Annotated in this window: 25 protein-coding genes; 23 read left to right on the top strand and 2 right to left on the bottom strand. The window is 70.6% G+C overall.

Going from position 1 to position 24,675, the window contains the following annotated elements; translation table 11 throughout:
• The first annotated feature begins 10 nt into the window (after positions 1–10).
• From ACFWN7_RS01190 to nusB, 13 genes are all read left to right on the top strand, one after another.
• Positions 11–1,423, top strand: coding sequence for a replication-associated recombination protein A (locus ACFWN7_RS01190; protein WP_376936831.1), 1,413 nt, complete (start codon positions 11–13; stop codon positions 1,421–1,423).
• Positions 1,424–1,617: 194 nt separating this feature from the next.
• Positions 1,618–2,241 carry a 30S ribosomal protein S4 gene (gene rpsD / locus ACFWN7_RS01185; protein WP_376936830.1) on the top strand — a complete coding sequence of 208 codons (624 nt, stop codon included), beginning with the start codon at positions 1,618–1,620 and terminating at the stop codon, positions 2,239–2,241.
• Positions 2,242–2,329: 88 nt separating this feature from the next.
• Positions 2,330–2,593 carry a hypothetical protein gene (locus ACFWN7_RS01180; RefSeq protein ID WP_376936829.1) on the top strand — a complete coding sequence of 88 codons (264 nt, stop codon included), beginning with the start codon at positions 2,330–2,332 and terminating at the stop codon, positions 2,591–2,593.
• A gap of 55 nt (positions 2,594–2,648) precedes the next feature.
• The gene (gene alaS, locus ACFWN7_RS01175; protein ID WP_376936828.1) at positions 2,649–5,306 is read left to right on the top strand and encodes an alanine--tRNA ligase; all 2,658 of its coding nucleotides are present in this window, start codon (positions 2,649–2,651) and stop codon (positions 5,304–5,306) included.
• A 5-nt stretch (positions 5,307–5,311) separates the two neighbouring features.
• Positions 5,312–5,788 carry a Holliday junction resolvase RuvX gene (ruvX, locus tag ACFWN7_RS01170; RefSeq protein ID WP_376936827.1) on the top strand — a complete coding sequence of 159 codons (477 nt, stop codon included), beginning with the start codon at positions 5,312–5,314 and terminating at the stop codon, positions 5,786–5,788.
• Positions 5,785–7,164 (top strand): endolytic transglycosylase MltG, encoded by a 1,380-nt coding sequence (mltG, locus tag ACFWN7_RS01165; RefSeq protein ID WP_376936826.1) that lies wholly within the window; start codon positions 5,785–5,787, stop codon positions 7,162–7,164. Before ruvX ends, mltG begins: the two co-directional genes overlap by 4 nt.
• A 3-nt stretch (positions 7,165–7,167) precedes the next feature.
• Positions 7,168–7,986, top strand: coding sequence for a shikimate dehydrogenase (locus ACFWN7_RS01160; RefSeq protein WP_376936825.1), 819 nt, complete (start codon positions 7,168–7,170; stop codon positions 7,984–7,986).
• Positions 7,987–8,010: 24 nt separating this feature from the next.
• Positions 8,011–9,231, top strand: a complete 1,221-nt coding sequence (gene aroC, locus ACFWN7_RS01155; protein ID WP_376936824.1) for a chorismate synthase — start codon at positions 8,011–8,013, stop codon at positions 9,229–9,231.
• The gene (locus tag ACFWN7_RS01150) at positions 9,224–9,742 is read left to right on the top strand and encodes a shikimate kinase (protein ID WP_376936822.1); all 519 of its coding nucleotides are present in this window, start codon (positions 9,224–9,226) and stop codon (positions 9,740–9,742) included. Before aroC ends, ACFWN7_RS01150 begins: the two co-directional genes overlap by 8 nt.
• A complete protein-coding gene (gene aroB, locus ACFWN7_RS01145) occupies positions 9,739–10,824 on the top strand; it encodes a 3-dehydroquinate synthase (protein ID WP_376936821.1) in 1,086 nt (361 codons plus the stop codon). Before ACFWN7_RS01150 ends, aroB begins: the two co-directional genes overlap by 4 nt.
• A gap of 61 nt (positions 10,825–10,885) precedes the next feature.
• Positions 10,886–11,326 (top strand): type II 3-dehydroquinate dehydratase, encoded by a 441-nt coding sequence (locus tag ACFWN7_RS01140; RefSeq protein ID WP_376936820.1) that lies wholly within the window; start codon positions 10,886–10,888, stop codon positions 11,324–11,326.
• 76 nt (positions 11,327–11,402) lie between these two features.
• Positions 11,403–11,966, top strand: coding sequence for an elongation factor P (efp, locus tag ACFWN7_RS01135; protein ID WP_376936818.1), 564 nt, complete (start codon positions 11,403–11,405; stop codon positions 11,964–11,966).
• Positions 11,966–12,379: a transcription antitermination factor NusB gene (nusB, locus tag ACFWN7_RS01130; RefSeq protein ID WP_376936817.1), complete on the top strand. Its 414-nt coding sequence runs from the start codon at positions 11,966–11,968 to the stop codon at positions 12,377–12,379. The genes efp and nusB overlap by 1 nt, the downstream gene beginning before the upstream one ends.
• Here nusB and ACFWN7_RS01125 read toward each other — a convergent pair.
• Positions 12,376–13,167, bottom strand: coding sequence for a metalloregulator ArsR/SmtB family transcription factor (locus tag ACFWN7_RS01125; RefSeq protein WP_376936816.1), 792 nt, complete (start codon positions 13,165–13,167; stop codon positions 12,376–12,378). The genes nusB and ACFWN7_RS01125 overlap by 4 nt on opposite strands.
• Positions 13,168–13,262: 95 nt before the next feature.
• On the opposite strand from ACFWN7_RS01125, the gene ACFWN7_RS01120 reads away from it, so the two are divergent.
• Together ACFWN7_RS01120 and ACFWN7_RS01115 are read left to right on the top strand one after the other, a co-directional pair.
• Entirely contained in the window at positions 13,263–13,598 is a 336-nt protein-coding gene (locus tag ACFWN7_RS01120) for a hypothetical protein (RefSeq protein WP_376936815.1), read from the top strand.
• Between the two features lie 195 nt (positions 13,599–13,793).
• Positions 13,794–14,330: a DoxX family membrane protein gene (locus ACFWN7_RS01115; protein ID WP_376936814.1), complete on the top strand. Its 537-nt coding sequence runs from the start codon at positions 13,794–13,796 to the stop codon at positions 14,328–14,330.
• Positions 14,331–14,444: 114 nt separating this feature from the next.
• Here the strand turns inward: ACFWN7_RS01115 and ACFWN7_RS01110 are convergent, their stop codons facing one another.
• Entirely contained in the window at positions 14,445–14,849 is a 405-nt protein-coding gene (locus ACFWN7_RS01110; protein WP_376936813.1) for a DUF6855 family protein, read from the bottom strand.
• 145 nt (positions 14,850–14,994) lie between these two features.
• On the opposite strand from ACFWN7_RS01110, the gene pyrR reads away from it, so the two are divergent.
• The 8 genes from pyrR to gmk are packed head-to-tail and all read left to right on the top strand — an operon-like array spanning position 14,995 to position 24,650.
• Positions 14,995–15,537: a bifunctional pyr operon transcriptional regulator/uracil phosphoribosyltransferase PyrR gene (gene pyrR, locus ACFWN7_RS01105; RefSeq protein ID WP_376936812.1), complete on the top strand. Its 543-nt coding sequence runs from the start codon at positions 14,995–14,997 to the stop codon at positions 15,535–15,537.
• A complete protein-coding gene (locus ACFWN7_RS01100; protein ID WP_376936811.1) occupies positions 15,534–16,484 on the top strand; it encodes an aspartate carbamoyltransferase catalytic subunit in 951 nt (316 codons plus the stop codon). The genes pyrR and ACFWN7_RS01100 overlap by 4 nt, the downstream gene beginning before the upstream one ends.
• Complete coding sequence (locus ACFWN7_RS01095; protein WP_376936810.1) at positions 16,484–17,824, top strand: dihydroorotase; 1,341 nt, start codon at positions 16,484–16,486, stop codon at positions 17,822–17,824. The genes ACFWN7_RS01100 and ACFWN7_RS01095 overlap by 1 nt, the downstream gene beginning before the upstream one ends.
• Entirely contained in the window at positions 17,817–18,368 is a 552-nt protein-coding gene (locus tag ACFWN7_RS01090) for a hypothetical protein (protein WP_376936809.1), read from the top strand. The genes ACFWN7_RS01095 and ACFWN7_RS01090 overlap by 8 nt, the downstream gene beginning before the upstream one ends.
• On the top strand, positions 18,361–19,536 hold the full coding sequence (carA, locus tag ACFWN7_RS01085; protein WP_376936808.1) for a glutamine-hydrolyzing carbamoyl-phosphate synthase small subunit: 1,176 nt from the start codon (positions 18,361–18,363) through the stop codon (positions 19,534–19,536). The genes ACFWN7_RS01090 and carA overlap by 8 nt, the downstream gene beginning before the upstream one ends.
• Complete coding sequence (carB, locus tag ACFWN7_RS01080) at positions 19,536–22,823, top strand: carbamoyl-phosphate synthase large subunit (protein WP_376936807.1); 3,288 nt, start codon at positions 19,536–19,538, stop codon at positions 22,821–22,823. The genes carA and carB overlap by 1 nt, the downstream gene beginning before the upstream one ends.
• Complete coding sequence (gene pyrF / locus ACFWN7_RS01075) at positions 22,820–23,704, top strand: orotidine-5'-phosphate decarboxylase (protein WP_376936806.1); 885 nt, start codon at positions 22,820–22,822, stop codon at positions 23,702–23,704. Before carB ends, pyrF begins: the two co-directional genes overlap by 4 nt.
• On the top strand, positions 23,697–24,650 hold the full coding sequence (gene gmk, locus ACFWN7_RS01070; protein WP_376936805.1) for a guanylate kinase: 954 nt from the start codon (positions 23,697–23,699) through the stop codon (positions 24,648–24,650). The genes pyrF and gmk overlap by 8 nt, the downstream gene beginning before the upstream one ends.
• Positions 24,651–24,675: the final 25 nt, after the last annotated feature.

The raw sequence follows: 24,675 nt of genomic DNA, 5'->3' as shown, positions 1-24,675 counted from the left end.
GCTTGATGCCATGGTGGACTCCGGCTCGGGGCTGCGCTCCGGCGCGACGCCCCTCGCCGTGCGCATGCGCCCGACGAGCCTCGACGAGGTCGCCGGCCAACGCCACCTCCTCTCACCCGGATCGCCGCTGGTCGCGCTGGCGGGCGACCGCTCCGGCGAATCGGGTTCGGTCTCGGTGATCCTCTGGGGTCCGCCCGGCACGGGCAAGACCACCTTGGCGCAGGCGATCGCACGGTCGTCGGGACGCAAATTCGTCGAGCTCTCAGCCGTGACCGCCGGCGTGCGCGACGTGCGCCAGGTCATGGAGGAGGCCCGCGCGAGCCGAGACCTCTACGGCCTCTCGACGGTGCTCTTCCTCGATGAGATCCACCGGTTCACCAAGGCCCAGCAGGACGCGCTGCTCCCGGGCGTCGAGAACGGCTGGGTGATCCTCGTCGCCGCGACCACCGAGAACCCGTCGTTCTCGGTCATCTCGCCGCTGCTGTCGCGGTCGCTGCTGCTGACCCTCGAGCTGCTCACCGATGACGACCTCGGCGTGCTCGTCGACCGCGCCGTCGCAGACGCCCGCGGTCTCGCCGGGCGGGTCGAGCTCGAGCCCGAGGCCCGGGCCGCGATCATCCGGCTCGCCTCGGGCGACGCGCGGCGCGCGCTCACGGCACTGGAGGCCGCGTCGGTCGCGGCGTCGCAGTCCGCCTCGGTCGAGCCCGGCGAGGTGGCACCTCAGGCGCCGGAGGGCGATCAGGCGCTCGGTGACGACGAAGCGGATGCCGGGGCATCCGTGAAGCCCGTCATCACCGCCGACGTCGTGGCGCGGGCCGTCGACCGCGCGCTCCTGCGCTACGACCGCAACGGCGACGAGCACTACGACGTGATCAGCGCGTTCATCAAGTCCGTGCGCGGGAGCGACGTCGACGCCGCTCTGCACTACCTCGCCCGCATGATCGAGGCGGGTGAAGATCCGCGGTTCATCGCGCGACGCATCATCGTGCTCGCGTCGGAGGACATCGGCATGGCCGACCCGGCAGCCCTCGGCGTCGCGGTGGCCGCCGCCGATGCCGTGCAGTACATCGGGATGCCCGAGGGGCGCATTCCGCTCGCGCAGGCGGTGGTGCACCTCGCGACCGCGCCGAAGTCGAATGCCGCATACCTCGGCATCGACCGGGCCATCTCCGACGTGCGCGACGGCAGGGCCGGCCGCGTGCCGAAGCACCTGCGCGACGCGCACTACCCGGGTGCGAAGCGGCTCGGCCACGGCAGGGGATACGTGTACCCGCACGACGACCCGATCGGCGTCGTCTCGCAGGACTACCTTCCCGACCCGCTCCGCGGGGCGGTCTACTACGAGCCGACCGAGCACGGCAACGAGCGCGAGGTCGCGGCCCGCCTCGCGAAGCTCCGCCGGATCGTGCGGGGCGGCCGCTGACCGCGCTGCGCGGTCGGGGCGTGGTAGCATATGCGTTGGCCTGAAGCCAGATTCTCGAGCGCGGCTGCGAGAGAGTCATCGGCGAACGGGTGCGATCTGTAGCCGATCCACCCTTGGCGAATCCCTCTGACACAGATTTCCGGTGCATGATCGCGCCGTGAATTCACACTTGAGATTCTTCCGAAAGGACATTCGTGTCGAACCAGTCACGTAGCAAGACCCGCCTCTCCCGCGCGCTCGGCGTCGCCCTCACCCCGAAGGCCGCCCGGTACCTGGAGAAGCGTCCGTACGCCCCGGGCGAGCACGGCCGCACCAAGCGCAAGGCCGACTCCGACTACGCGGTGCGTCTGCGTGAGAAGCAGCGCCTCCGCGCCCAGTACGGCATCCGCGAGAAGCAGCTGCGCATCGCCTTCAACGAGGCGCGCCGCACCGACGGGCTGACCGGTGAGAACCTGGTCGAGCTGCTCGAGATGCGGCTCGACGCGCTCGTGCTGCGCGCCGGGTTCGCTCGCACCATCTCCCAGGCTCGCCAGTTCGTCGTGCACCGCCACATCCTCGTCGACGGCCAGATCGTCGACCGTCCCTCGTTCCGCGTGAAGCCGGGCCAGACCGTCGGAGTCAAGCAGCGCTCCGAGGGCACCGAGCCCTTCCAGGTCGCCGCGGCCGGCGGCCACGTCGACGTGCTGCCCAAGCTCCCCGGCTACCTCGAGGTCGAACTCGACAAGCTGCAGGCGAAGCTCGTGCGTCGCCCCAAGCGCGCCGAGGTCCCCGTCACGTGTGACGTGCAGCTCGTGGTCGAGTACTACGCCGCTCGCTGACGCGAAGGCCGATCGAACAGGGGTCGCGGGGTTCTCCCGCGGCCCCTGTCTTCATCCCCGAGGCATCCGTCGCCACTAGACTGTCAGGATGCGTGCCGAGCGGATGTCGCGCGGCGGAATCGGTCTGAGGGAGCACTTCGTGAAGAGCATTCTGTGGTTCGCCGTCGGTGTCGCTGCCGGGTTCGTCGCCGCGCACCAGTTCAACCAGACCAACCAGGGCCGCGAGTTCTTCTCCTCCATCGACGCCAAGGCCCGGGCATTCGGCCAGGCCATCGCAGAGGGCTACCACGAGCGCGACGCCGAGCTCCGCGCCGACGGCCACGTCCCGTCTGCCCCGACGGCCACACGCTGACGGCGGGAATCACGACCGGCCCGGCGAACCGGGCAGCCGACACCAGAACGGAACCATGCAGACAGCAGACATCCGCCAGCGCTGGCTGGACTTCTTCGCCGCGCGCGGCCACACCGTGGTGCCCTCGGCCTCCCTCGTGTCCGACGACCCGACGCTCCTGTTCACGGTCGCCGGCATGGTCCCGTTCGTGCCCTACCTCACCGGACTCGTGCCGGCGCCGTACCCGCGCGCGACGAGCGTGCAGAAGTGCATCCGCACCAACGACATCGAAGAGGTCGGCAAGACCCCGCGACACGGCACGTTCTTCCAGATGAACGGCAATTTCTCGTTCGGCGACTACTTCAAGGAGGGCGCCATCAGCATGGCGTGGGAGCTGCTCACCACGCCGGAGGCCGACGGCGGCTACGGATTCGACCCCGCTGCGCTCTGGGTCACCGTCTACAAGGACGACGACGAGGCGATCGAGCTGTGGAAGAAGGTCGCGGGCCTTCCCGAGGATCGCATCCAGCGCCTCGACAAGGACACGAACTACTGGCACACCGGCCAGCCCGGGCCGGCGGGGCCGTGCTCCGAGATCTTCTTCGACCGCGGACCCGAGTACGGCGCCGACGGCGGCCCGGCGACCGACGACGACCGGTACGTCGAGATCTGGAACCTCGTGTTCATGCAGTACCTCATCGACGACGTGACGTCGAAGACCGACTTCCGCATCGTCAAGGAACTGCCGAAGAAGAACATCGACACCGGCATGGGTCTCGAGCGCGTGGCGTTCATCAAGCAGGGCGTCGAGAACATGTACGAGATCGACCAGGTGCGCCCGGTGCTCGACGCCGCGGCCGAGCTCTCCGGCCGTCGCTACGGCGCCGACCACGACGACGACGTGCGCATGCGCGTCATCGCCGACCACGTGCGCTCCGCGCTCATGCTGATGAGCGACGGCGTCAGCCCGTCGAACGAGGGACGCGGCTACATCCTGCGGCGGCTGCTGCGGCGCACGATCCGGGCGATGCGCCTCCTCGGCGTCGAGGGGCCGACGTTCCGCGAGCTGTTCGCGGCCTCCCGTGACGCGATGAAGGCCGCCTACCCCGAGGTCGCGCGCGACTATGCGCACATCGAGCAGCTCGCGCTCGGCGAGGAGGAGACCTTCCTGCGCACCCTGACCGCCGGCACCTCCATCCTCGACCTCGAGGTCGCGAAGACCAAGGATGCAGGTCACTCGGAGATCGCGGGCGACACCGCGTTCCTGCTGCACGACACCTACGGCTTCCCGATCGAGCTCACGCTCGAGATGGCCGACGAGGCGGGTCTCGCGGTCGACCGCACCGCCTTCGACGAGCTCATGACGGCACAGCGCACCCGTGCGAAGGCCGACGCCAAGTCGAAGAAGAAGGTGCTCGCCGACCTCTCGGTGTACGGCGACTTCCGGGCCCGGGGCGAGACGATCTTCACGGGATACTCCGAGCTCGCCACCGAGTCGACCGTGCTCGGCCTGGTCGTCGACGGTCGCCCGGTGCCCGTCGCGTCGACCGGCGACACGGCCGAGGTCATCCTCGCGGAGACGTCGCTCTATGCCGAGTCGGGCGGTCAGGCGCCCGATCGGGGCCGCATCGTCGGCGACGGCTTCGAGCTCGAGGTCCTCGACGTGCAGAAGCCCGTCAAGGGCCTCATCAGCCACACGGTGAAGGTCGTGCAGGGCGAGGTCGGCGTCGGTGTCGGCGCGACGACGCTCGTCGACGAGGACTACCGTCGCGGCGCCACGCAGGCGCACTCGGGCACCCACATCGTGCACGCGGCGCTCCGCCAGGTGCTCGGTCCGAACGCGCACCAGTCGGGCTCGTTCAACAAGGCCGGATACCTCCGCCTCGACTACGGCTGGAACTCGGCGCTCTCGTCCGAGACCCGAACCGAGATCGAGGAGATCTCCAACAACGCGATCCGCGACAACCTGCCGGTCGTCACCCGCGAGATGCCGCTCGACCAGGCGAAGTCGCTCGGGGCGATGGCACTCTTCGGCGAGAAGTACGGCGATGTGGTCAGGGTCGTCGACATCGGCGGTCCATGGTCGCGCGAGCTCTGTGCGGGCACGCACGTGTCGGCGAGCGCCGAGATCGGCATGATCAACATCGTCGGCGAATCGTCGGTGGGTGCGTCGAACCGCCGGGTCGAATCGCTCGTGGGCCTCGAGGCGTTCCGGCGATTCGCCGCCGAGCGCGCGCTCGTGTCCGAGCTCAGCTCGAACCTGAAGACGAGGCCCGAGCAGCTCGTCGGTCGGGTCGGCGAGCTGGTCGCGAGCCTGAAGGCGGCAGAGAAGAAGATCCAGGCCTTCGAGGCGAGGGCGCTCAGCGACCGCGTCCCGGCCCTCGCTGCGGAGGCGGTGCGCACGGGCGACGTCCTCCTCGTCGCCGAGACGGTCGGGCAGCTCAGTTCCGGAGACGAGCTGCGCTCGCTCGCCACGGCCGTGCGGGCGAAGCTCGGCGATGCGGCATCCGTCGTCGCCCTCGCGGCCGAGGTCGGCGGCAAGCCCGTCGCGATCGTCGCGACCTCGCCCGCTGCACGTGACGCGGGCGCCGACGCGGGTGCGCTCGCGAAGACGATGGCGTCCGTGCTCGGCGGCGGAGGCGGCGGCAAGCCCGATCTGGCCCAGGGCGGCGGCAGCGACGTCTCGGCGATCCCCACGGCGCTCGACGCGGTACGCCGAGAGCTCGGCCGGTAGACCGCATGCGCACGGGCGCCAGGCTCGGGATCGACGTGGGGCGTGCACGCATCGGCGTCGCGCGCTGCGACGCGGGGGGGATGCTCGCCGTACCGGTGGAGACGGTTCCGCGCGCGACCGAGGGCGACGCCGACATCCGGCGCGTGCTCGCGCTCGCCGATGAGTTCGATGCGATCGAACTGGTGGTCGGGCATCCCTTGTCGTTGTCGGGAGGACCGACGGCCTCGACCGACGACGCGGTGGCGTTCGCCGAGCGTCTCGCCGCGTCCGGTGCCGCGGTGCGCCTGGTCGACGAGCGGCTCTCGACCGTGAGCGCCCAGCAGGCGCTGCGTGCGTCAGGCCGCTCGAGCCGGAGCCAGCGTCCCATCGTCGACCAAGTCGCAGCCGTTATCATTCTGCAACACGCCATCGACACGGAGCGGACGTCCGGAGTGGAGCCCGGGCGTGTGCTCACCACCGACGAAGGGTCGTCCCCCCTGTGACCCACCTTCCTCCAGAGCCGCGCACCTCGGCCGACGACCCGACGGCCGTCGACTGGCATGCGCTGCTCGCGGGCGACGCGCGCACGGATGCCGCGCGGAGCACCGATGCTCCTCCGGTCGCGCCGGGGTTCGCCGCCCCGGGCGAGCCCGAGCGTCCCCCCATGACGAGACGTGAGGCGCGCGAGGCGGAGCAGCGCCGGCTCGCCCTCACGGAGTCCGAGTCGTTCGTGCCCGCCAAGCCGTCGCGGGCCGACCGCCGAGCCGCGGCATCCGATTACGGCGACGACCGTGACGGTCACGACGCGCCGAAGCGGCGCGGACCGTGGGGATGCCTCATCGGCCTGCTGGTGGTCGCGGCACTCGTCGCCGGCGCCTTCTTCTTCCTGCAGGGGCCGGTGAGTTCGCTCATCGAGCGGTTCACGCCCGCCGAGGACTTCGCGGGTGCCGGCACCGGTGAGGTCGTGTTCATGATCCACGACGGCGACACCGGTTCCGATATCGCCGAGAACCTCGTCGACGAAGGGGTCACGGCGTCGTACGACGCGTTCTACGACCTCCTGCTCGCGCAGAGCCCTGAGCCCGAGTTCCAGCCGGGCGCCTACCTCCTCGCCTCGGAGATGAGCGCCCAGGCGGCCCTCGACGCGCTCACCGACCCCACGAAGAAGCTCGAGAACACGTTCGTCATCCAGGAGGGCATGTGGGCGAGGAACGCCCTCGCCGAGGCCGCCATCGTCACGGGCATCCCGATCGAGGAACTGCAGGCCGCCGCCGCGGATCCGCAGGCGCTCGGACTGCCGCCCGAGGCCACGAGCATCGAGGGATTCCTGTTCCCCGCGACGTACACCGCCGAACCCGGAATGACCGCGCCCGAACTCGTGCAGATGCTCGTCGACCGGTCGTTCGAGGCGCTCGACGAAGCCGGCGTGGCCCCCGAAGACCGCTGGCGCACCGTCGTGAAGGCCTCGCTCATCGAGCGCGAGGCGGGCCTCGAGCCCGACTACTACAAGGTGTCGCGCGTCATCGAGAACCGGCTGAACCCCGCGCTGTTCGACAGCGGCCTGCTGCAGTTCGACTCGACGGTGCACTACGGCGTGGGCGACGACTCGGTCGTGACCACGACCGATGCCCAGCGCGCCGACCCCGCGAACGCCTACAACACGTACGTGCATCCGGGTCTGCCGCCCGGCCCGATCGGCAACCCCGGCGATCTCGCGATCGACGCGGCCATCCATCCCGCCGACGGGCCATGGCTGTACTTCGTGACGGTCGACCTCGACACCGGTGAGACCGTGTTCTCCGCGACCGTCGAGGAGCACGACGCCGCGGTCGAGCGGTTCCTCGCGTGGCTGGAGCAGCACCCCGAGTACGGGAGCTGAGCGATGCGTCGACTCGCCGTGCTCGGCTCGCCCATCGCGCATTCGAAGAGCCCGGGACTGCATCGCGCGGCCTACCGTCTGCTCGGTCTCGACTGGGAGTACTCCGCCGTCGAGATGCGCGGGGAGGATCTCGCCGCGTTCATCGGCGGGCTGGACGATTCGTGGCGGGGGCTCTCCCTCACCATGCCGCTCAAGCAGGACGTGCTGCCGCTTCTCGACGAGGTCGACGAGCTCGCCACCCTCACGGGGGCGGCGAACACCGTGCTCTTCGATGGCGCCGCCCGTCGGGGCTTCAACACCGACGTCGGCGGCATCGTCCGCGCACTCGCCGAGGCTGGGTGCGACCGGGTCCGACACGGCGTGCTCATCGGCGGGGGGGCGACCGCCAAGTCGGCGCTCGCGGCCATGGCGGAACTCGGTGCGGCGTCCGTGCAGATCCTCGTCCGGCGCCCCGAGGCCGGCGCCGCGATCGCCGAACTCGGCCATCGGCTCGGACTCGCCGTCGAGCTGTCGAAGCTCGCCGAGCTCGAGGGCGTCGCCGAGGCCGAACTCCTGGTGAGCACCGTGCCGGGTGGCACAGAGCTCGGCGTCGAGGCATCCGCTGCCCTCGTCCGCAGCGCGGTGCTGCTCGACGTCGCCTACGCGCCCTGGCCGACCCCCCTCGCCGCGCACTGGCTCGGCCTGGGCGGCACGGTGGTGCACGGGCTCGGGATGCTGCTGCACCAGGCGCTGCTGCAGGTGCGCACCTTCGTGGCCGGCGACCCGTTCGCGGTGCTGCCCGACGAGGAAGCGGTGCTCTCCGTCATGCGCGAAACCCTCTGACTCGCCTGTGGAAGGATAGAGGGCATGCTCCGTTGGCTCACTGCCGGAGAGTCGCACGGCCCTGAGCTCGTCGCGATCCTCGAGGGTCTTCCCGCCGGTATCCCCGTCTCGCTCGACGCGATCCGCGCCGACCTCGCGCGCCGCAAGCTCGGCTACGGCCGGGGCGCCCGCATGAAGTTCGAGCAGGACGAGCTGGCGATCTCGGGCGGCGTGCGGCACGGCGAGAGCCTCGGCAGCCCCATCGCCCTGCGCATCGGCAACACCGAGTGGCCGAAGTGGCAGGAGGTCATGAGCCCCGAGCCCGTCGACCCGTCGACCCTCTGGCGTGGCCGCGGCGCCCCGCTCACCCGGCCCCGACCGGGTCACGCCGACCTCGTCGGCATGCAGAAGTACGACTTCGACGAGGCCCGGCCCGTGCTCGAGCGTGCAAGCGCCCGCGAGACGGCGGCGCGGGTCGCGCTCGGTGCCGTCGCTCGCGGCTTCCTCGGCGAACTCGGCATCCGGCTCGTGTCGCACACGATCGCGATCGGGCCCGTCCGCGTGCCCGAGGGCCGGCCGCTCCCGCTCCCGGTCGACGTCGACGCCCTCGACGCCGACCCGCTGCGCTGCTTCGACGCCGAGACCTCGACGCTCATGGTCGCCGAGATCGACGCCGCCCACAAGGACGGCGACACGCTCGGCGGCGTCGTCGAGGTGCTGGCGTACGGCGTGCCGCCGGGGCTCGGATCCTACGTGCACTGGGATCGTCGCCTCGACGCCCAGCTCGCGGCGGCGCTCATGGGCATCCAGGCCATCAAGGGCGTCGAGGTCGGCGACGGCTTCCTCACGACCACGCGGCGCGGGTCCGCCGCGCACGATGAGCTGCACCTCTCCGACGGGCGCATCGCGCGTGCGAGCGACCGGGCGGGCGGCACCGAGGGCGGCATGTCGACCGGCACGGTGCTGCGGGTGCGCGCCGGCATGAAGCCGATCGCGACGGTTCCGCACGCGCTCCCCACCGTCGACGTCGCCACCGGCGAGACGGCGGTGGCCCACCACCAGCGATCGGATGTCTGCGCGGTGCCCGCGGCCGGCGTCGTGGCCGAGGCGATGGTCGCCCTCACCCTCGCGAACGCGGTGCTCGAGAAGTTCGGCGGCGACGCGATCGCCGAGACCCGTCGCAACCTCGAGTCCTACCTCGCGCACATCCCCGACGCACTCCTCACGGAGGTCGCGACGGCGGATGTCGCGGGCGATCATGCCTGACCGGGTGCGGCTCGCCCTGCCGATCGTGCTCATCGGGCCGATGGGATCGGGCAAGTCACGCGTGGGGCAGCGGCTCGCGGCATCCGTGGACGCACCGTTCGTGGACACCGACCTGCGCATCGCCGAGCGCTACGGCCCCATCGACGAGATCTTCGAACGCGAGGGCGAGGAGTACTTCCGCATCGTCGAGCGCGAGGTCGTGGCCGAGGCGTTGCTCGAGGAGGCCGTCGTCTCCCTGGGCGGCGGCGCGGTGCTGCACGAGGACACCCGTTCCGACCTCGCCGACCTTCCCGTCGTGTGGTTGCAGGTCTCGTCCGAGGCGGTCGCGCCGAGGCTCGCGGGCGGTAACCGCCCGCTCATCGCGAACGGCGGGATCGGCGCCTGGAAGGCGATCCTCGAGGAGCGAACCCCGATCTACGCGGCGCTCGCAGACCTCGAGATCGACACGTCGCGCCGCTCGGTCGCGCGGATCGTCGACGACATCACCCAGCGGTTCGGAGGACACCGATGACGGCACGCGAGACGCGTACGAGCATCCACGTCGCAGGCGACGACGGATACGACGTGATCGTGGGGCGCGGCGTGCTCGCCGAGCTCGCCGACGCGCTCGGCAACGCACCGCGCAAGGTGCTCGTGGTGCATCCGCCGACGCTCGGCGCCCGCGCCGCCGCGCTCCGCGAGGAGCTGCAGGGCCGGTTCGAGGTGCTGCTCGCCGAGGTGCCCGACGCCGAGGCCGGGAAGCGCGTCGAGGTGGCGGCGTTCTGCTGGCAGATCCTCGGCCAGGCGGACTTCACGCGCACCGACGCGATCGTGGGGCTCGGCGGGGGAGCGATCACCGATCTCGCGGGATTCGTCGCCGCGACGTGGCTCCGCGGCGTGCGCGTCGTGCAGGTGCCGACGACGGTGCTCGGCATGGTCGACGCCGCGGTCGGCGGCAAGACCGGCATCAACACGAACGAGGGCAAGAACCTCGTCGGCGTCTTCCACTCGCCCGCCGCGGTGCTCTGCGACCTCGAGCTCCTCGACACGCTGCCCCGGAACGAGATCCTCGCCGGCTTCGCCGAGATCGTGAAGGCCGGGTTCATCCGCTATCCCGAGATCCTCGACGTCATCGAGGCCGACCCCGAGGTCGCGACCGACCCGTCGACGCCCGAGTTCCGACGCGTGGTGGAGCTCGCCATCCGAATGAAGGCCGACGTGGTGTCCGAGGACTTCACGGAGCAGGGGCTCCGCGAGATCCTGAACTACGGCCACACGCTGGGCCACGCCGTCGAGCACGCCGAACGGTACCAGTGGCGGCACGGCGCGGCGGTCTCGGTCGGCATGGCGTTCGCGGCCGAGCTGGGCCGGCTCTCGGGGCGTCTCTCCGACGAGGTCGCCGACCGGCACAAGCGCGTGCTCGACCTGCTCGGGCTGCCGACCAGCTACCCGGTCGGGCGGTGGAACACGCTCCTCGCGACCATGCAGCGCGACAAGAAGGCCCGCGCCGGTCAGCTGCGCTTCATCGTGCTCGACGACCTCGCGAAGCCCACGGTGATGCACGCCCCCGACCAGTCCCTCCTGTTCGCGGCGTACCAGGAGATCGGATCCTGAGCGCTGCAGGCGGCGGCGTTCCCCGAGCCTGTCGAAGGGGCCGCGACGCTAGGCTTGCCGGATGACGACGATCCTCGTGCTGAACGGGCCGAACCTCGGCCGGCTCGGCACGCGCGAGCCCGAGGTGTACGGCAGCGAGTCCCTCGCCGACATCGGGGCCCGCCTCGCGGCATCCGTGCCCGACGACGTCGAGATCGACCTGCGGCAGAGCGACGACGAGGCCGAGCTCATCGGCTGGCTTCACGAGGCGGTCGACCGGCGGCTGCCCGTCGTGCTGAACCCGGCCGCGTTCACGCACTACAGCTACGCGCTGCGCGATGCCGCGGCGCAGCTGAAGCAGGCGGGGCTGCCCCTCGTCGAGGTGCACCTGTCGAACCCGCATTCGCGTGAGACGTTTCGGCACACGAGCGTCATCTCGGGTGTCGCGACCGGCGTCATCGCGGGGTTCGGCGCCGACTCCTACCGACTCGCGGTGGACTGGGTTCTGCGTTCGCGCGGGTGAGTCGACTACACTCGATCAGTCGCACGCGTTCGACGCGTGCCCGCCGACTTCCCTCGATCGATCGGAATCTCCTCCAATGGCAAGCACCGCTGACATCAAGAACGGCGTCGTCCTCTCCATCGACGGCCAGCTCTGGAACGTCATCGAGTTCCAGCACGTCAAGCCGGGCAAGGGCGGTGCGTTCGTCCGCACGAAGCTGAAGAACGTCGTCACCGGCAAGACCGTCGATCGCACCTACAACGCCGGAGCGAAGATCGAGATCGAGAACGTCGACCGGCGCGACTTCACCTACCTGTACAACGACGGTGAGGGTTTCGTGTTCATGGACGCGACCGACTACGACCAACTCACCGTGCCGGCCACGGTCGTCGGCGACGCTGCGAACTTCATGCTCGAGAACCAGGCCGTCACGATCGCGCTGAACAACGGCAACCCGCTCTACATCGACCTCCCGGCATCCGTCGTGCTCGAGATCACCTACACCGAGCCCGGCCTGCAAGGCGACCGTTCGACCGGCGGCACGAAGCCCGCGACGGTCGAGACCGGGTACGAGATCCAGGTGCCGCTCTTCCTCGAGACGGGCACGAAGGTCAAGGTCGACACCCGCACGGGCGACTACCTCGGCCGCGTGAACGACTAGTGAGCGCCCGTACGAAGGCGCGCAAGCGCGCCCTCGACCTGCTCTATTCGGCCGACATGCGCCAGGTGCCCGTCGAGCGGCTGCTCGCCGTCGAGGCCGAGCGTGCGGTCGGCGAGCCCGAGCGCCAGGCGTCGTGGCTCTACGCCCGCGAGATCGTCGACGGGATCGTCGACCACCGGGTGGAGATCGACGAACTCATCACGACGCACTCGCGCGGCTGGACCCTCGAGCGCATGCCCGCCGTCGACCGCGCCCTGCTGCGCATCGGCGTGTGGGAGATCGTCTACAACGACGAGGTGCCCGACCCGGTGGCGATCTCCGAGGCCGTCGAGGCGGCCACGGTGCTGTCGACCGACGATTCGGCGGGCTTCGTGAACGGGCTGCTCGCCGCCGTCTCGCACGCCAAGGCCTAGCCTGAGTCGAGGTGCTTGGGCCGTCGCGCGCGGGGCGACGGCGCCGCCTCTTCGGCTCGCGCGTACTCGACCAAGCGGCCGAGTACGAGCGACCAGGCCACCGCGAGGAACTCGGCCTGCTCGGCGTCCTGCGCGGCCTGGTGCACCTCGACGCGGCAGCCGGGCGGGGCCGGCTCGAAGCGCACGTATCCCGGGAGCGCCCGCCCGGGCACGGGCACGGCGTCATCGTCGAAATCCCAGCGCAGAGCGATGAGCTCCGGAGGCACGACGACCTCGTACCGGCCGCGTACCTTCGTGCCCCATTCCAGCTCGGCGGAGAACCGCCGGTCCTCGATCGACACCGGGACCCCGAGCCAGGACGAGAACGTGGGGCCGTCGACGAAGGCCGCGAACGCCGTTGCCTCGTCGAACGCCACGTCGGCGTGCACCGTGAGCCAGAGCTGCGTTCGCGAATGGGCGAGTTCCTGCTCGGGGATGTCGTCGGCGACGCGCCACTTGTCGTCCGACCAGCGCAGGAACGGCAGGATGCGCTCGATCGCCGCCCGGTCGGCGCGGTAGCGCCGGAACGTGCCATCCCGACGCATGGCGACGAATCCGGCGTCTCGAAGCACCGACAGATGCGAGGAGATCGTGCCCGGCGTCAGGGCGAAGGCGGCAGCGATCTCACCGGCGGGCAACTCCGCATCCCAGATCAACCACAGGATCTCGCGGCGGATCGGGGAGGACAGCGCGTCGATGAGCGCCTGCACGTCGCCGCCATCGCCCCGTGGAGCGGTCGGAGTCTCCATGCGCACCGTCCTCGAAGTCCTGAGATCCCTTGTCGTGTCGGGGATCCAGGACTATTTTGACATCTATCAAAATAGTTTCACCGGAGGTGGACGTCATGACCAAGTACCTCGTGCTCTACCGGGCCACTGCATCGGCCGATGAGCAGATATCGAACGCCACACCCGAGGAGGCGCAGGCCGGGATCGACGCGTGGAACTCGTGGGGCGAGCGCGCAGGGTCGTCGATCGTCGACTTCGGTTCGCCGCTGCGTTCCGTCGACGTGCTCGGCGCCGGGTCGTCGTCGGGGAGCGCGAACCTGGGCGGCTTCTCCATCATGGAGGCCGACTCGGCGAGCGATCTGCGGACGCTCCTCGAGGGTCACCCGCACCTGATGCTCGACGGGGCCGCGATCGAGGTCTACGAGTTCCTCGATCTCCCCGGCATGTCGTGACGGGCGGGCTGTCCACGATGAGGCGGCGGGGCCCCGGCACGTGAAGACCCGGGCGCCGATCGAGGGTTAACCCGCTCGCGGTTCCCACGCGATCCCTGATCCGCGGTGGTGGCCAGGAGAGGTTCACTGGGTAATCGTCGCGCTGCTGCGCGCAGGTCCCATCACCTCGACCGCTCTGGAAGGAGCATCCGCGCCATGTCCTCGATCCCAGCCACCACTCCCGGCCTCCAGCCGGTCGGTCACCGGCCCGTCCCCGTCTCCCGCATCGGCATCCTCGTCCGCGTCGCGGCCCTCGAGGCGATGCTGAAGGCGTTCCTCGAGCGATGGAGCATCACCGCGCTCCGCGTCGCCCTCGGCGCCGTGTTCGTCGCGTTCGGCGCGCTGAAGTTCTTCCCCGGGGTCAGCCCCGTCGAGCCGCTCGTCGAGGCCACTTGGGGCGTGCTCACGTTCGGCGTCGTCGGCGGGCACCTCGCACTGGTGCTGACCGCGGTCATCGAGACCGTCGCGGGCGTCGCGCTGATCTCGGGCGTGTTCGCGCGCTTCGGCCTGGCGATGCTCGCGATCGCGTTCGTCGGCATCCTCTCGCCGCTGGTGTTCTTCCCCGGCGAGCTCTTCACCGCCGCCGGTCCGACGCTGCTCGGCCAGTACGTGCTCAAGAACCTGGTGCTCATCGCGGCCGCATCGGTGGTGGCGTCGAAGGTGCTCCGCGGGCCGATGCGGTCCGCGCGATGACCGGAAGTGCACAACCCGGGAGGGCGGGGCGCATCGCGCTCCGCCCTTCGTGCACCCGGCGGCGGTCGACACGTCGGGCGGGCGACCCGACTCCGGACACGGGCGCCGGATGCCTCAGACCGCCCGCATGCGATTGTTGCGCGCGTCGTGCGTGAGCTCGGCGAGGCCGAGCTCCTCGAGCAGCGGCGGCAGGTACATCCCGAACCGCCCGCGGTAGCCCTTCCTCAAGCCGTACCAGCCGCCGACGGGATTCTCCTCGGAGCGACCCCATGCCTCGACGGTGCCCTCGGCGGCCGGCTTCTGCTCGTCGGCGGCGCCGAGCGGCACCCAGTCGCCCTGCTCGCGCAGCCATGCTGCGAGGTCGTCGATCGCCGCCAGGTGGTACTTCAGCGTCGTCGAGCCGACGACGCAGACGAGCGACGGCGGGTCGGCGGCTTCGTCGCGGTACATCGTGTAGGACGACGTGCCCGGCGCCGTCGTCAACTGCCAGGGATCCTCCGCGGTACCGCTGCCGGCCATGATCGACTCCCATCCTCGTGCGGGGCCTGCCCGCTCCGGCCGATGCTACTCCGGGCCGGCGGCGGCGGCATCCGGCTCGGCTGGTAGGCTGGATCGGAACGCAACCTTTAAGGCCGTCCTGTGAGGCGGAGAAGGGAGTCGGTCGATGGCACGTGCCGTGCTGAGTCAGGCTGACATCTCGCGGGCGTTGACCCGCATCTCGCACGAGATCCTCGAGTCCAATCGGGGCAGTTCCGATCTCGTCATCCTCGGCATCCCGACCAGGGGCGTGGCGCTCGCCCGTCGCATCGCCGAGACGATCGCACGCATCGAGCCCGATGCGCCGCCCGCGCTCGCGGGCGCCCTCGACGTGACCATGTACCGTGACGACCTCGGCCGCACCCGCACGCGCACGCCCGCGCCGACGGAGGTGCCGCCGGGCGGCATCGACGGCAAGACCGTCGTGCTCGTCGACGACGTGCTCTACTCCGGACGCACCATTCGTGCCGCGTTCGACGCGCTCGCCGACCTGGGCAGGGCGCGCGCGGTGCGCCTCGCGGTGCTCGTCGACCGCGGACACCGGGAGTTCCCCATCCGCGCGGACTTCGTCGGCAAGAACCTGCCGAGCTCGACCCGCGAGCGCATCAACGTTCGGCTCGTCGAGACCGACGGCGAGGACGCCGTCACGATCGAGGGGGGCGGCGAGTGAAGCACCTGCTCGGCACCCGCGGACTCGCCCGCGACGAGGCGATCGGCCTCCTCGACATCGCCGAGGACATGGCCGCCGTGCAGGAGCGCGAGGTGAAGAAGCTCCCGACGCTCCGCGGCAAGACCGTCGTGAACCTCTTCTTCGAGGACTCCACCCGCACCCGCATCTCGTTCGAGGCCGCCGCGAAGCGGCTCTCCGCCGACGTCATCAACTTCAGCGCGAAGGGCTCGAGCGTCTCGAAGGGCGAGAGCCTGAAGGACACCGCACAGACCCTGCACGCGATGGGCGCCGACGGCGTCGTCATCAGGCACCAGGCATCGGGTGCCCCGCGGACGCTCGCGACGAGCGGGTGGATCGACGCCGGGGTCGTGAACGCCGGCGACGGCACGCACGAGCACCCGACACAGGCGCTCCTCGACGCCTTCACCATCCGTCGCCGCCTGCACGGCGCCGGGTCCCGGGGCCGCGGCCTCGACGGGGTCGGGGTGGTGATCGTCGGCGACATCCTGCACTCGCGCGTCGCCCGCTCGAACGTCTGGCTCCTCACGACGCTCGGCGCCGAGGTGCGGCTCGTCGCCCCGCCCACGCTCCTGCCCGTCGACACGACCGGATGGCCCGCGACGATCGCCTACGACCTCGACGCCGCGCTCGCGGGCAAGCCCGACGTCGTCATGATGCTCCGCATCCAGGCGGAGCGCATGAACGCCGCCTTCTTCCCCAACAGTCGCGAGTACGCGCGCACGTGGGGGCTCGACGACGCCCGGTTCGACCGGCTGCCCCCGGCTACGATGGTGATGCACCCAGGGCCCATGAATCGCGGGCTGGAGATCGCCGCCCGCGCCGCCGACTCGCCGCAGTCCACGGTGCGCGAGCAGGTCGCGAACGGAGTATCAGTGAGAATGGCCGCCCTCTATCTGCTGTTGTCGGGCGAGCGGGGTGAGGCCTGATGGCCGAGCGTTTCGTCATCACCGGTTCGACCCTGCCCTCGGGCGAGCGCGCCGATCTCCGGCTCGAAGGCGGCGTGATCGCCGAGATGGGAAGCATCGCGGATGCCGCGGGCGCTACCATCGTCGACGCCGACGGGCTCATCGCCCTGCCCGGGCTCGTCGACCTGCACACGCACCTCCGCGAACCGGGCTACGAGCAGAGCGAGACCGTGCTCACCGGCACTCAGGCCGCCGCGGCCGGCGGATTCACCGCCGTGTTCGCGATGGCGAACACGTTCCCGGTGGCCGACACCGCCGGCGTCGTCGAACAGGAGGCGAGCCTCGGCCGCGCCGCCGGCTACGCGACCGTGCAGCCGATCGGCGCGGTGACGGCGGGCCTGAAGGGCGAGCAGCTGGCCGAGCTCGGTGCGATGGCCCGCTCACGCGCCAACGTTCGCGTCTTCTCCGATGACGGCTCCTGCGTCTTCGACCCGCTGCTCATGCGTCGCGCTCTCGAGTACGTGAAGGCCTTCGACGGCGTCATCGCGCAGCACGCGCAGGAGCCGCGCCTCACCGAGGGTGCGCAGATGAACGAGGGCGCGCTCTCGGGCGAGCTCGGCCTCGCCGGCTGGCCGGCGGTCGCCGAGGAGTCGATCATCGCCCGAGACGTGCTCCTCGCCGAGCACGTCGGCGGTCGGCTGCACGTGTGCCACGTGTCGACCGCCGGCTCCGTCGAGGTCATCCGCTGGGCGAAGGCGCGCGGCATCGACGTCACCGCCGAGGTCACCCCCCACCACCTGCTCCTCACCGAAGACCTGGTCGCGAGCTACGACCCCCGGTACAAGGTGAACCCGCCGCTCCGTCGCGCAGAAGACGTCGAGGCGCTGCGTGCCGCGCTCGCCGACGGCACTCTCGACATCGTCGCGACCGACCACGCACCGCACCCGGTCGAGGCGAAGGAGAGCGAGTGGGACGCCGCCGCGAACGGCATGGTCGGGCTCGAATCCGCCCTGTCGGTCGTGCACGCGGCCGTCGTCGAGACGGGGCTCCTCGACTGGGCGGATGTCGCGCGCGTGCTGTCTGCGGCCCCGGCCCGCATCGGGCGCCTGGCGGGCCACGGGCAGGCGCTCGCGGTCGGGGCGCCGGCGGAGGTCGTGCTCTACGACCCCGCCGCGGCATCCGACTTCGCACTCGACCGGCTCGCAGGACGCAGCGTGAACTCGCCCTACCTGGGCCGACGCCTGCCCGGGCGGGTCTTGGCCACATTCCACGCCGGCTACGCCACGATGCTCGACGGCGCGATCCGGCCGGCCGACGAGGTCGCGCGGCTCGCGGCCGAGCGGGAGGTCGAACGTGGATAAGGCGATCGGAGCGGCCGTCGCGATCGCCGTCGTGGTGGTCGTCGCCTGGCTCATGATCCGCTCGTGGCGTCGGCGCACGAAGCGCGATGCGACCCTCTCGGCGTACCCGATCCCACCCGCACTGCGAGCCGCGACGCTCGATGCCGAGGTGCTGTACGTCGCGACCACCCCCGCCGGCGAACCGCTCGAACGCCTCGCCCTGCCGGGACTCGCCTTCCGTGGCACCGCACGCGTCGAGGTGTCGCGCGACGGACTGGTGCTCCGGGTCGCCGGGGAGCCGGCCACATACCTGCCGGCCGACCGCATCGTCGCGGTGGGGAAGGCCAGCTACGCGATCGACCGCGGTGTCGAGCCCGAGGGACTCGTCGTGATCACGTGGATCGCCCGGGTCGCCGATCCCGAGCTCGTCGCCCCGCACGTCGACAGCCACCTCAGGGCCCGGTATCCGGGCGACTCGGCTCGCATCATCGCGGCCGTCAACGACATCGCCGCCGCGCGCACCGTGCTGCGGCCGGAACAGGAGAGCGAGGCCTCGGATGACTGAGACCCCCACCCGCACCCACGAGCCGGCTGTGCTCGTGCTCGAAGACGGGCGCCGCTACGAGGGGCGCGCGTACGGCGCCCGCGGGCAGACCCTCGGCGAGGCGGTCTTCGCGACCGGCATGACCGGATATCAGGAGACCCTCACCGATCCGTCGTACGCCGGCCAGATCGTCATGATGACCGCGCCCCACATCGGCAACACGGGCATGAACGACGAGGACATGGAGTCCGCCCGCATCTGGGTGTCGGGCTTCGTCGTGCGCGATCCCTCCCGTGCCGTCTCGAACTTCCGCTCGCAGCGGAGCCTCGACGCCGACCTCGAGGCCGCGGGCATCGTCGGCATCAGCGGCATCGACACCCGCGCGGTCACCCGCCATATCCGCTCGGCCGGTGCGATGCGCGCCGGCATCTTCTCGGGCGACGCCGCGCTGCTCACCCACGGCGAGCAGCTCGAGCTCGTGCTCGGCGGAGCTGAGATGACCGGGCTGAACCTCTCGGGCACGGTCTCGACCGCCGAGTCCTACATGCTGCCCGCCGAGGGCGACCGCGTCGGATCCGTCGCCGTGCTCGACCTCGGCGTGAAGACATCGACCCTGAACCACCTCGCGGAGCGGGGCTTCGACGTGCACGTCGTGCCGCAGTCGATCACCGCGGAGGAGGTGCTCACGCTCGGCCCCGACGCCCTGTTCTTCTCGAACGGACCCGGCGACCCCGGGGCATCCGACCGGCATGTCGAACTCCTGCGCACCACCCTGCGCGCCGGCCTTCCCTACTTCGGTATCTGCTTCGGCAACCAGCTGCTCGGCCGCGCCCTTGGCTTCGGCACGTACAAGCTGCCGTTCGGCCACCGGGGCATCAACCAGCCCGTGCTCGACAAGGCCACGGGCCGGGTCGAGATCACGGCCCACAACCACGGCTTCGCCGTCGATGCGCCGATCGACCGCGTCAGCGAGTCGAGCCAGGGATTCGGCCGCGTCGAGGTCAGCCACTACGACCTGAACGACAATGTCGTCGAGGGACTCAACTGCCTCGACATCCCCGCGTTCTCCGTTCAGTACCACCCCGAATCGGCGGCAGGCCCCCACGACGCCGAGTACCTCTTCGACCGGTTCCGCGACATGGTCGTCGCGAACGCCTCGACGAGCTCAGCGACCGGAGGAAACGAGTAATGCCCAAGCGCGACGACATCAACAGCGTCCTCGTCATCGGATCGGGTCCGATCGTCATCGGCCAGGCCGCCGAGTTCGACTACTCGGGCACGCAGGCCTGCCGGGTGCTCCGCGGGGAGGGCGTGCGCGTCATCCTCGTGAATCCGAATCCGGCGACCATCATGACCGACCCCGACTTCGCCGATGCGACGTACATCGAACCGATCACCCCCGAGGTCATCGAGTCGATCATCCTGAAGGAGAAGCCCGACGCGGTGCTGCCGACCCTCGGCGGGCAGACCGCGCTCAACGCCGCGATCGCCCTGCACGACGCGGGCATCCTCGACAAGCACGGCGTCGAGCTCATCGGCGCGAAGGTCGACGCGATCCGGAAGGGCGAAGACCGGCAGCTCTTCAAGGACCTCGTCATCGAGGCGGGGGCGGATGTCGCGCGCTCCCACGTCGCGAAGACCCTCGACGAGGCGAAGACGTTCGCCGAAGACCTGGGGTACCCGCTCGTCGTACGCCCGTCGTTCACCATGGGCGGCCTCGGGTCGGGCTTCGCCTACACCGAGGAGGACCTCGTGCGCATCGTCACGCAGGGCCTCCACGACTCGCCGACCACCGAGGTGCTCCTCGAGGAGTCGATCCTCGGCTGGAAGGAATACGAGCTCGAGCTCATGCGCGACACGCACGACAACACGGTCGTCGTGTGCTCGATCGAGAACGTCGACCCCGTCGGCGTGCACACCGGCGACTCGATCACGGTCGCCCCTGCCCTCACGCTCACCGACCGCGAGTACCAGCACCTGCGCGACATCGGGATCGACATCATCCGCGCGGTCGGCGTCGACACGGGCGGCTGCAACATCCAGTTCGCGGTGAACCCCGACACCGGCCGCGTCATCGTCATCGAGATGAACCCGCGCGTCTCGCGCTCGAGTGCGCTCGCGTCGAAGGCCACCGGCTTCCCGATCGCCAAGATCGCGGCGAAGCTCGCGATCGGCTATCGCCTCGACGAGATCCCGAACGACATCACCCGGGTGACCCCGGCGAGCTTCGAGCCCACCCTCGACTACGTGGTCGTGAAGGTGCCGCGGTTCGCGTTCGAGAAGTTCCCGGCCGCCGACCCCACCCTCACGACCACCATGAAGTCGGTCGGCGAGGCCATGGCGATCGGCCGCAACTACGCCACTGCGCTGCAGAAGGCGCTCCGATCGCTCGAGAAGCGCGGCTCCTCGTTCCACTGGGGCGACGAGAATCGCACCGCCGACGAGCTCGTCGAGGCATCCCGCATCCCGACCGACGGGCGCATCGTGCTCGTGCAGCAGGCCCTCCGCAAGGGTGCCACCCTCGAGCAGCTGTTCGAGGCCACGAAGATCGACCCCTGGTTCCTCGACCAGATCGTGCTCATCAACGAGGTCGCCGAGACCGTCGCTGACGCTTCGGCACTCGACCACGACACCCTGCTCCTCGCGAAGGACCACGGCTTCTCCGACGCCCAGATCGGGCAGCTGCGGGGATTCGGAGAGGCCGACGCCCGAGAGGTACGGCACATCCTCGGCATCCGGCCGGTCTACAAGACCGTCGACACCTGCGCGGGGGAGTTCCCTGCGCTCACTCCGTACCACTACTCGAGCTACGACCTCGAGACCGAGGTCGAGCCGTCGGATCGGCGCAAGGTCGTGATCCTCGGCTCGGGCCCCAACCGCATCGGCCAGGGCGTCGAATTCGACTACTCGTGCGTGCACGCCTCGTTCGCGCTCTCGGCGGCGGGTTTCGAGACGATCATGATCAACTGCAACCCCGAGACGGTCTCGACCGACTACGACACGAGCGACCGGCTCTATTTCGAGCCGCTCACCCTCGAGGACGTGCTCGAGGTCATCCACGCCGAGTCGCAGACGGGCGAGCTCGTGGGCGTCGTGGTGCAGCTGGGCGGCCAGACCGCGCTCGGCCTCGCGAAGGGCCTCGAGGCGGCCGGCGTACCGATCCTCGGCACCAGCCCCGACGCGATCGACCTCGCCGAGGAGCGCGGGCTCTTCGCGGGCATCCTCGAGAACGCCGGGCTGCTCGCACCGCGCAACGGCACCGCGATCGACCTCGCCGGCGCCGTGCACGTGGCCGAGGGCATCGGCTACCCGGTGCTCGTGCGCCCGAGCTACGTGCTCGGCGGCCGCGGCATGGAGATCGTGTACGACACGGCGTCGCTGGGCGACTACTTCGCCCGCATCGAAGGCCAGGGCATCGTCGGCCCGAGTCATCCGCTGCTCGTCGACCGGTTCCTCGACGACGCGATCGAGATCGACGTCGACGCGCTGTACGACGGCACCGAGCTGTACATCGGCGGCGTGATGGAGCACATCGAGGAGGCCGGCATCCACTCCGGCGACTCGAGCTGCACGCTGCCGCCCGTCACGCTCGGCCGCGCCGAGGTCGACCGGGTGCGCGAGGCGACTCGTGCGATCGCAGAGGGCATCGGCGTGAAGGGCCTGCTCAACGTGCAGTTCGCGATCGGCGCCGGGGTGCTCTACGTGCTCGAGGCGAATCCGCGTGCGAGCCGCACCGTGCCGTTCGTGTCGAAGGCGCTCGGGATCCCGCTCGCGAAGGCCGCCTCGCGCATCATGGTCGGAGCGATGATCGACGAGCTGATCGGGGAGGGCATGCTCCCGGCATCCGACGGCTCCCGCGTGCCGCTCGACGCACCGGTCGCGGTGAAGGAGGCCGTGCTGCCGTTCCACCGGTTCCGCACTCGGGAGGGCATCATGGTCGATTCGGTGCTCGGACCCGAGATGCGCTCCACCGGCGAGGTCATGGGCATCGACCGGGACTTCCCGACCGCGTTCGCGAAGAGCCAGCTCGCGGCCTACGGCGGGATGCCGCTTTCGGGCAGCGTGTTCGTGTCGGTGTCCGACCGCGACAAGCGCTCGATCATCTTCCCGATCCTGCGGCTGCAGCAGCTGGGCTACGGGATCGTCGCCACCGAGGGCACCTCGGAGGTGCTGCGCCGCCACGGCATATCGGCACGCCAGGTGCTGAAATTCAGCGACAAGACGTCGGCCGACGCGACATCCGTCGTCGAGCTCATCCACCGCGGCGAGGTCGACATCGTCGTGAACACGCCGAGCGGCCGCTCGGCCCGCGCCGACGGTTACGAGATCCGCGCGGCGGCGGTCGCGGCCGACATCCCGCTCTTCACCACGATCGCCGAGCTCTCGGCCGCCGTCGCATCGCTCGACGCGGTGCGCACGGGCTTCGAGGTCACGAGCCTTCAGGAGTACGGCGAGCGGCGGGAGGCGTCGGCGTGAGAGCCGAGGGCGTGACGCCGTTCGGCGACCGGCTCGAGGCCGTGTTCGCCGCCTACGGCCGGCTCTGCGTGGGCCTCGATCCGCACGCGTCGCTGCTCGACGCATGGGGTCAGCCCGATTCCGCCGAGGGGGTGCGGGAGTTCGGGCTGCGCGTGATCGAGGCCGCCGCAGATCGGGTCGGCATCCTGAAACCGCAGGTCGCCTTCTTCGAGCGCCACGGTGCGGCAGGCTACGCCGTGCTCGAACGGCTGCTCGGCGAGGCGCGTGACGCAGGGTTCCTCGTGATCGCCGACGTGAAGCGCGGCGACATCGGAACGAGTGTCGCCGCCTATGGCGAGGCCTGGCTCACGCCGGGTTCGAGCCTGGAGGCCGACGCGATGACGATCAGCGCCTACCAGGGACTCGGCTCGATCGAGCCGGTCATGGTCGCTGCAGAAGGGGTGGGCAAGGGACTCTTCGTGCTCGCCGCCACATCGAACCCCGAGTCCGCCGCCATCCAGCGTGCCGTGCTGCAGCAGTCGAGCCGAGCCGGGTCGACGGTCGCACGGGCGATCACCGACGGCGTCAGCGGCTGGAATCAGATGCGGGCGGATGCCGCGGACCAGGCTCTCGGCTCCATGGGCGTCGTCCTGGGCGCGACCACCGACCTGCAGCTCGTCGGGCTCGACACCGACGCCGAACCGCCGCGCCCCGGACTCCCGGTGCTCGCTCCGGGATTCGGCCACCAGGGCGCCGAGCCGGGCGACCTCCGCCTGCGCTTCGGCTCCTACTCGGCGGGCGTGATCGCGAGCGAGTCGCGGTCGATCCTCGCCGCGGGTCCCGAGGGCATCGCCGATGCGATCTCGCGTCGTGCCGACGAGTACGGAGTGGCAGTTGGCTGACGACACGACGACCTTCCCGGCACAGGCGAGCACGGCGAGCACGGCGACCACGAGGCCGCCCGAGGTCGACCGCGTCGCGGCATCCCGAGTCGCGGTGGCCGCGCGCCGCGCTCGCGCCGCCGTCAAGGCCGCCATCGCCGGCGGATCCCGCAGCCCGCTCGACGTGCTGCGTACGGCGTACGAGGAGCCCGAAGGCGTCGAGGGGCGCCTTCGGGTCACCGAGTTCCTCACGTCCATCCCCGCGATCGGAGCGACGAAGAGCGCCCGCATCATGACGGAGCTCGCGATCTCGACCTCGAAGCGGCTCGGCGGCCTCGGGCGGCTCCAGCGCAGGCGCCTGCGCGAGTTCGTCGCCGACTGGGTGGCGTTCCACGGGGGCACGGGCGACCGCCTCGTGGTGCTCGCCGGTCCCACGGCCGTGGGCAAGGGCACGGTGGCGTCGTACATTCGCAGGCATCATCCCGACGTGCAGCTCTCGGTCTCGGCGACCACGCGCGCCCCGCGGCCCGGCGAGGTCGAGGGCGAGCACTACTACTTCGTCGGCGACGCCGAATTCGACCGCATGGTCGAGGCGGGCGAGCTCCTGGAGTGGGCGATGGTGCACAACGCCTCCCGTTACGGCACGCCGCGCAGGCGCGTCGAGGAGGCGATCGCCGCGGGCAACAGCGTGCTCCTCGAGATCGACATCCAGGGCGCACGATCGGTGCGCCGCGCGATGCCCGAGGCGACGCTCGTGTTCCTGCTGCCGCCGACCTGGGACGAGCTCGTGCGGCGGCTCGTCGGGCGGGGCACCGAGAGCCCGGCCGAGCAGCAGCGTCGGCTCGAGACGGCGAAGGTCGAGCTCGCCGCCGTCGATGAGTTCGACCACCAGGTCGTGAACCACGACGTCGGCGAGGCCGCGCAAAAGGTCGTAGACTTGATGCGGTCCCGCAAGGGTCGGCGTTGAGCTGCCCGGGCCTCAGGTTTGCGCG

This window comes from Agromyces sp. NPDC058484 (assembly GCF_042720415.1).
Classification (GTDB): domain Bacteria; phylum Actinomycetota; class Actinomycetes; order Actinomycetales; family Microbacteriaceae; genus Agromyces.
The sequence above is the reverse complement of the archived record's forward strand: the minus strand, read 5'-3'. Positions and strand labels throughout refer to the sequence as shown.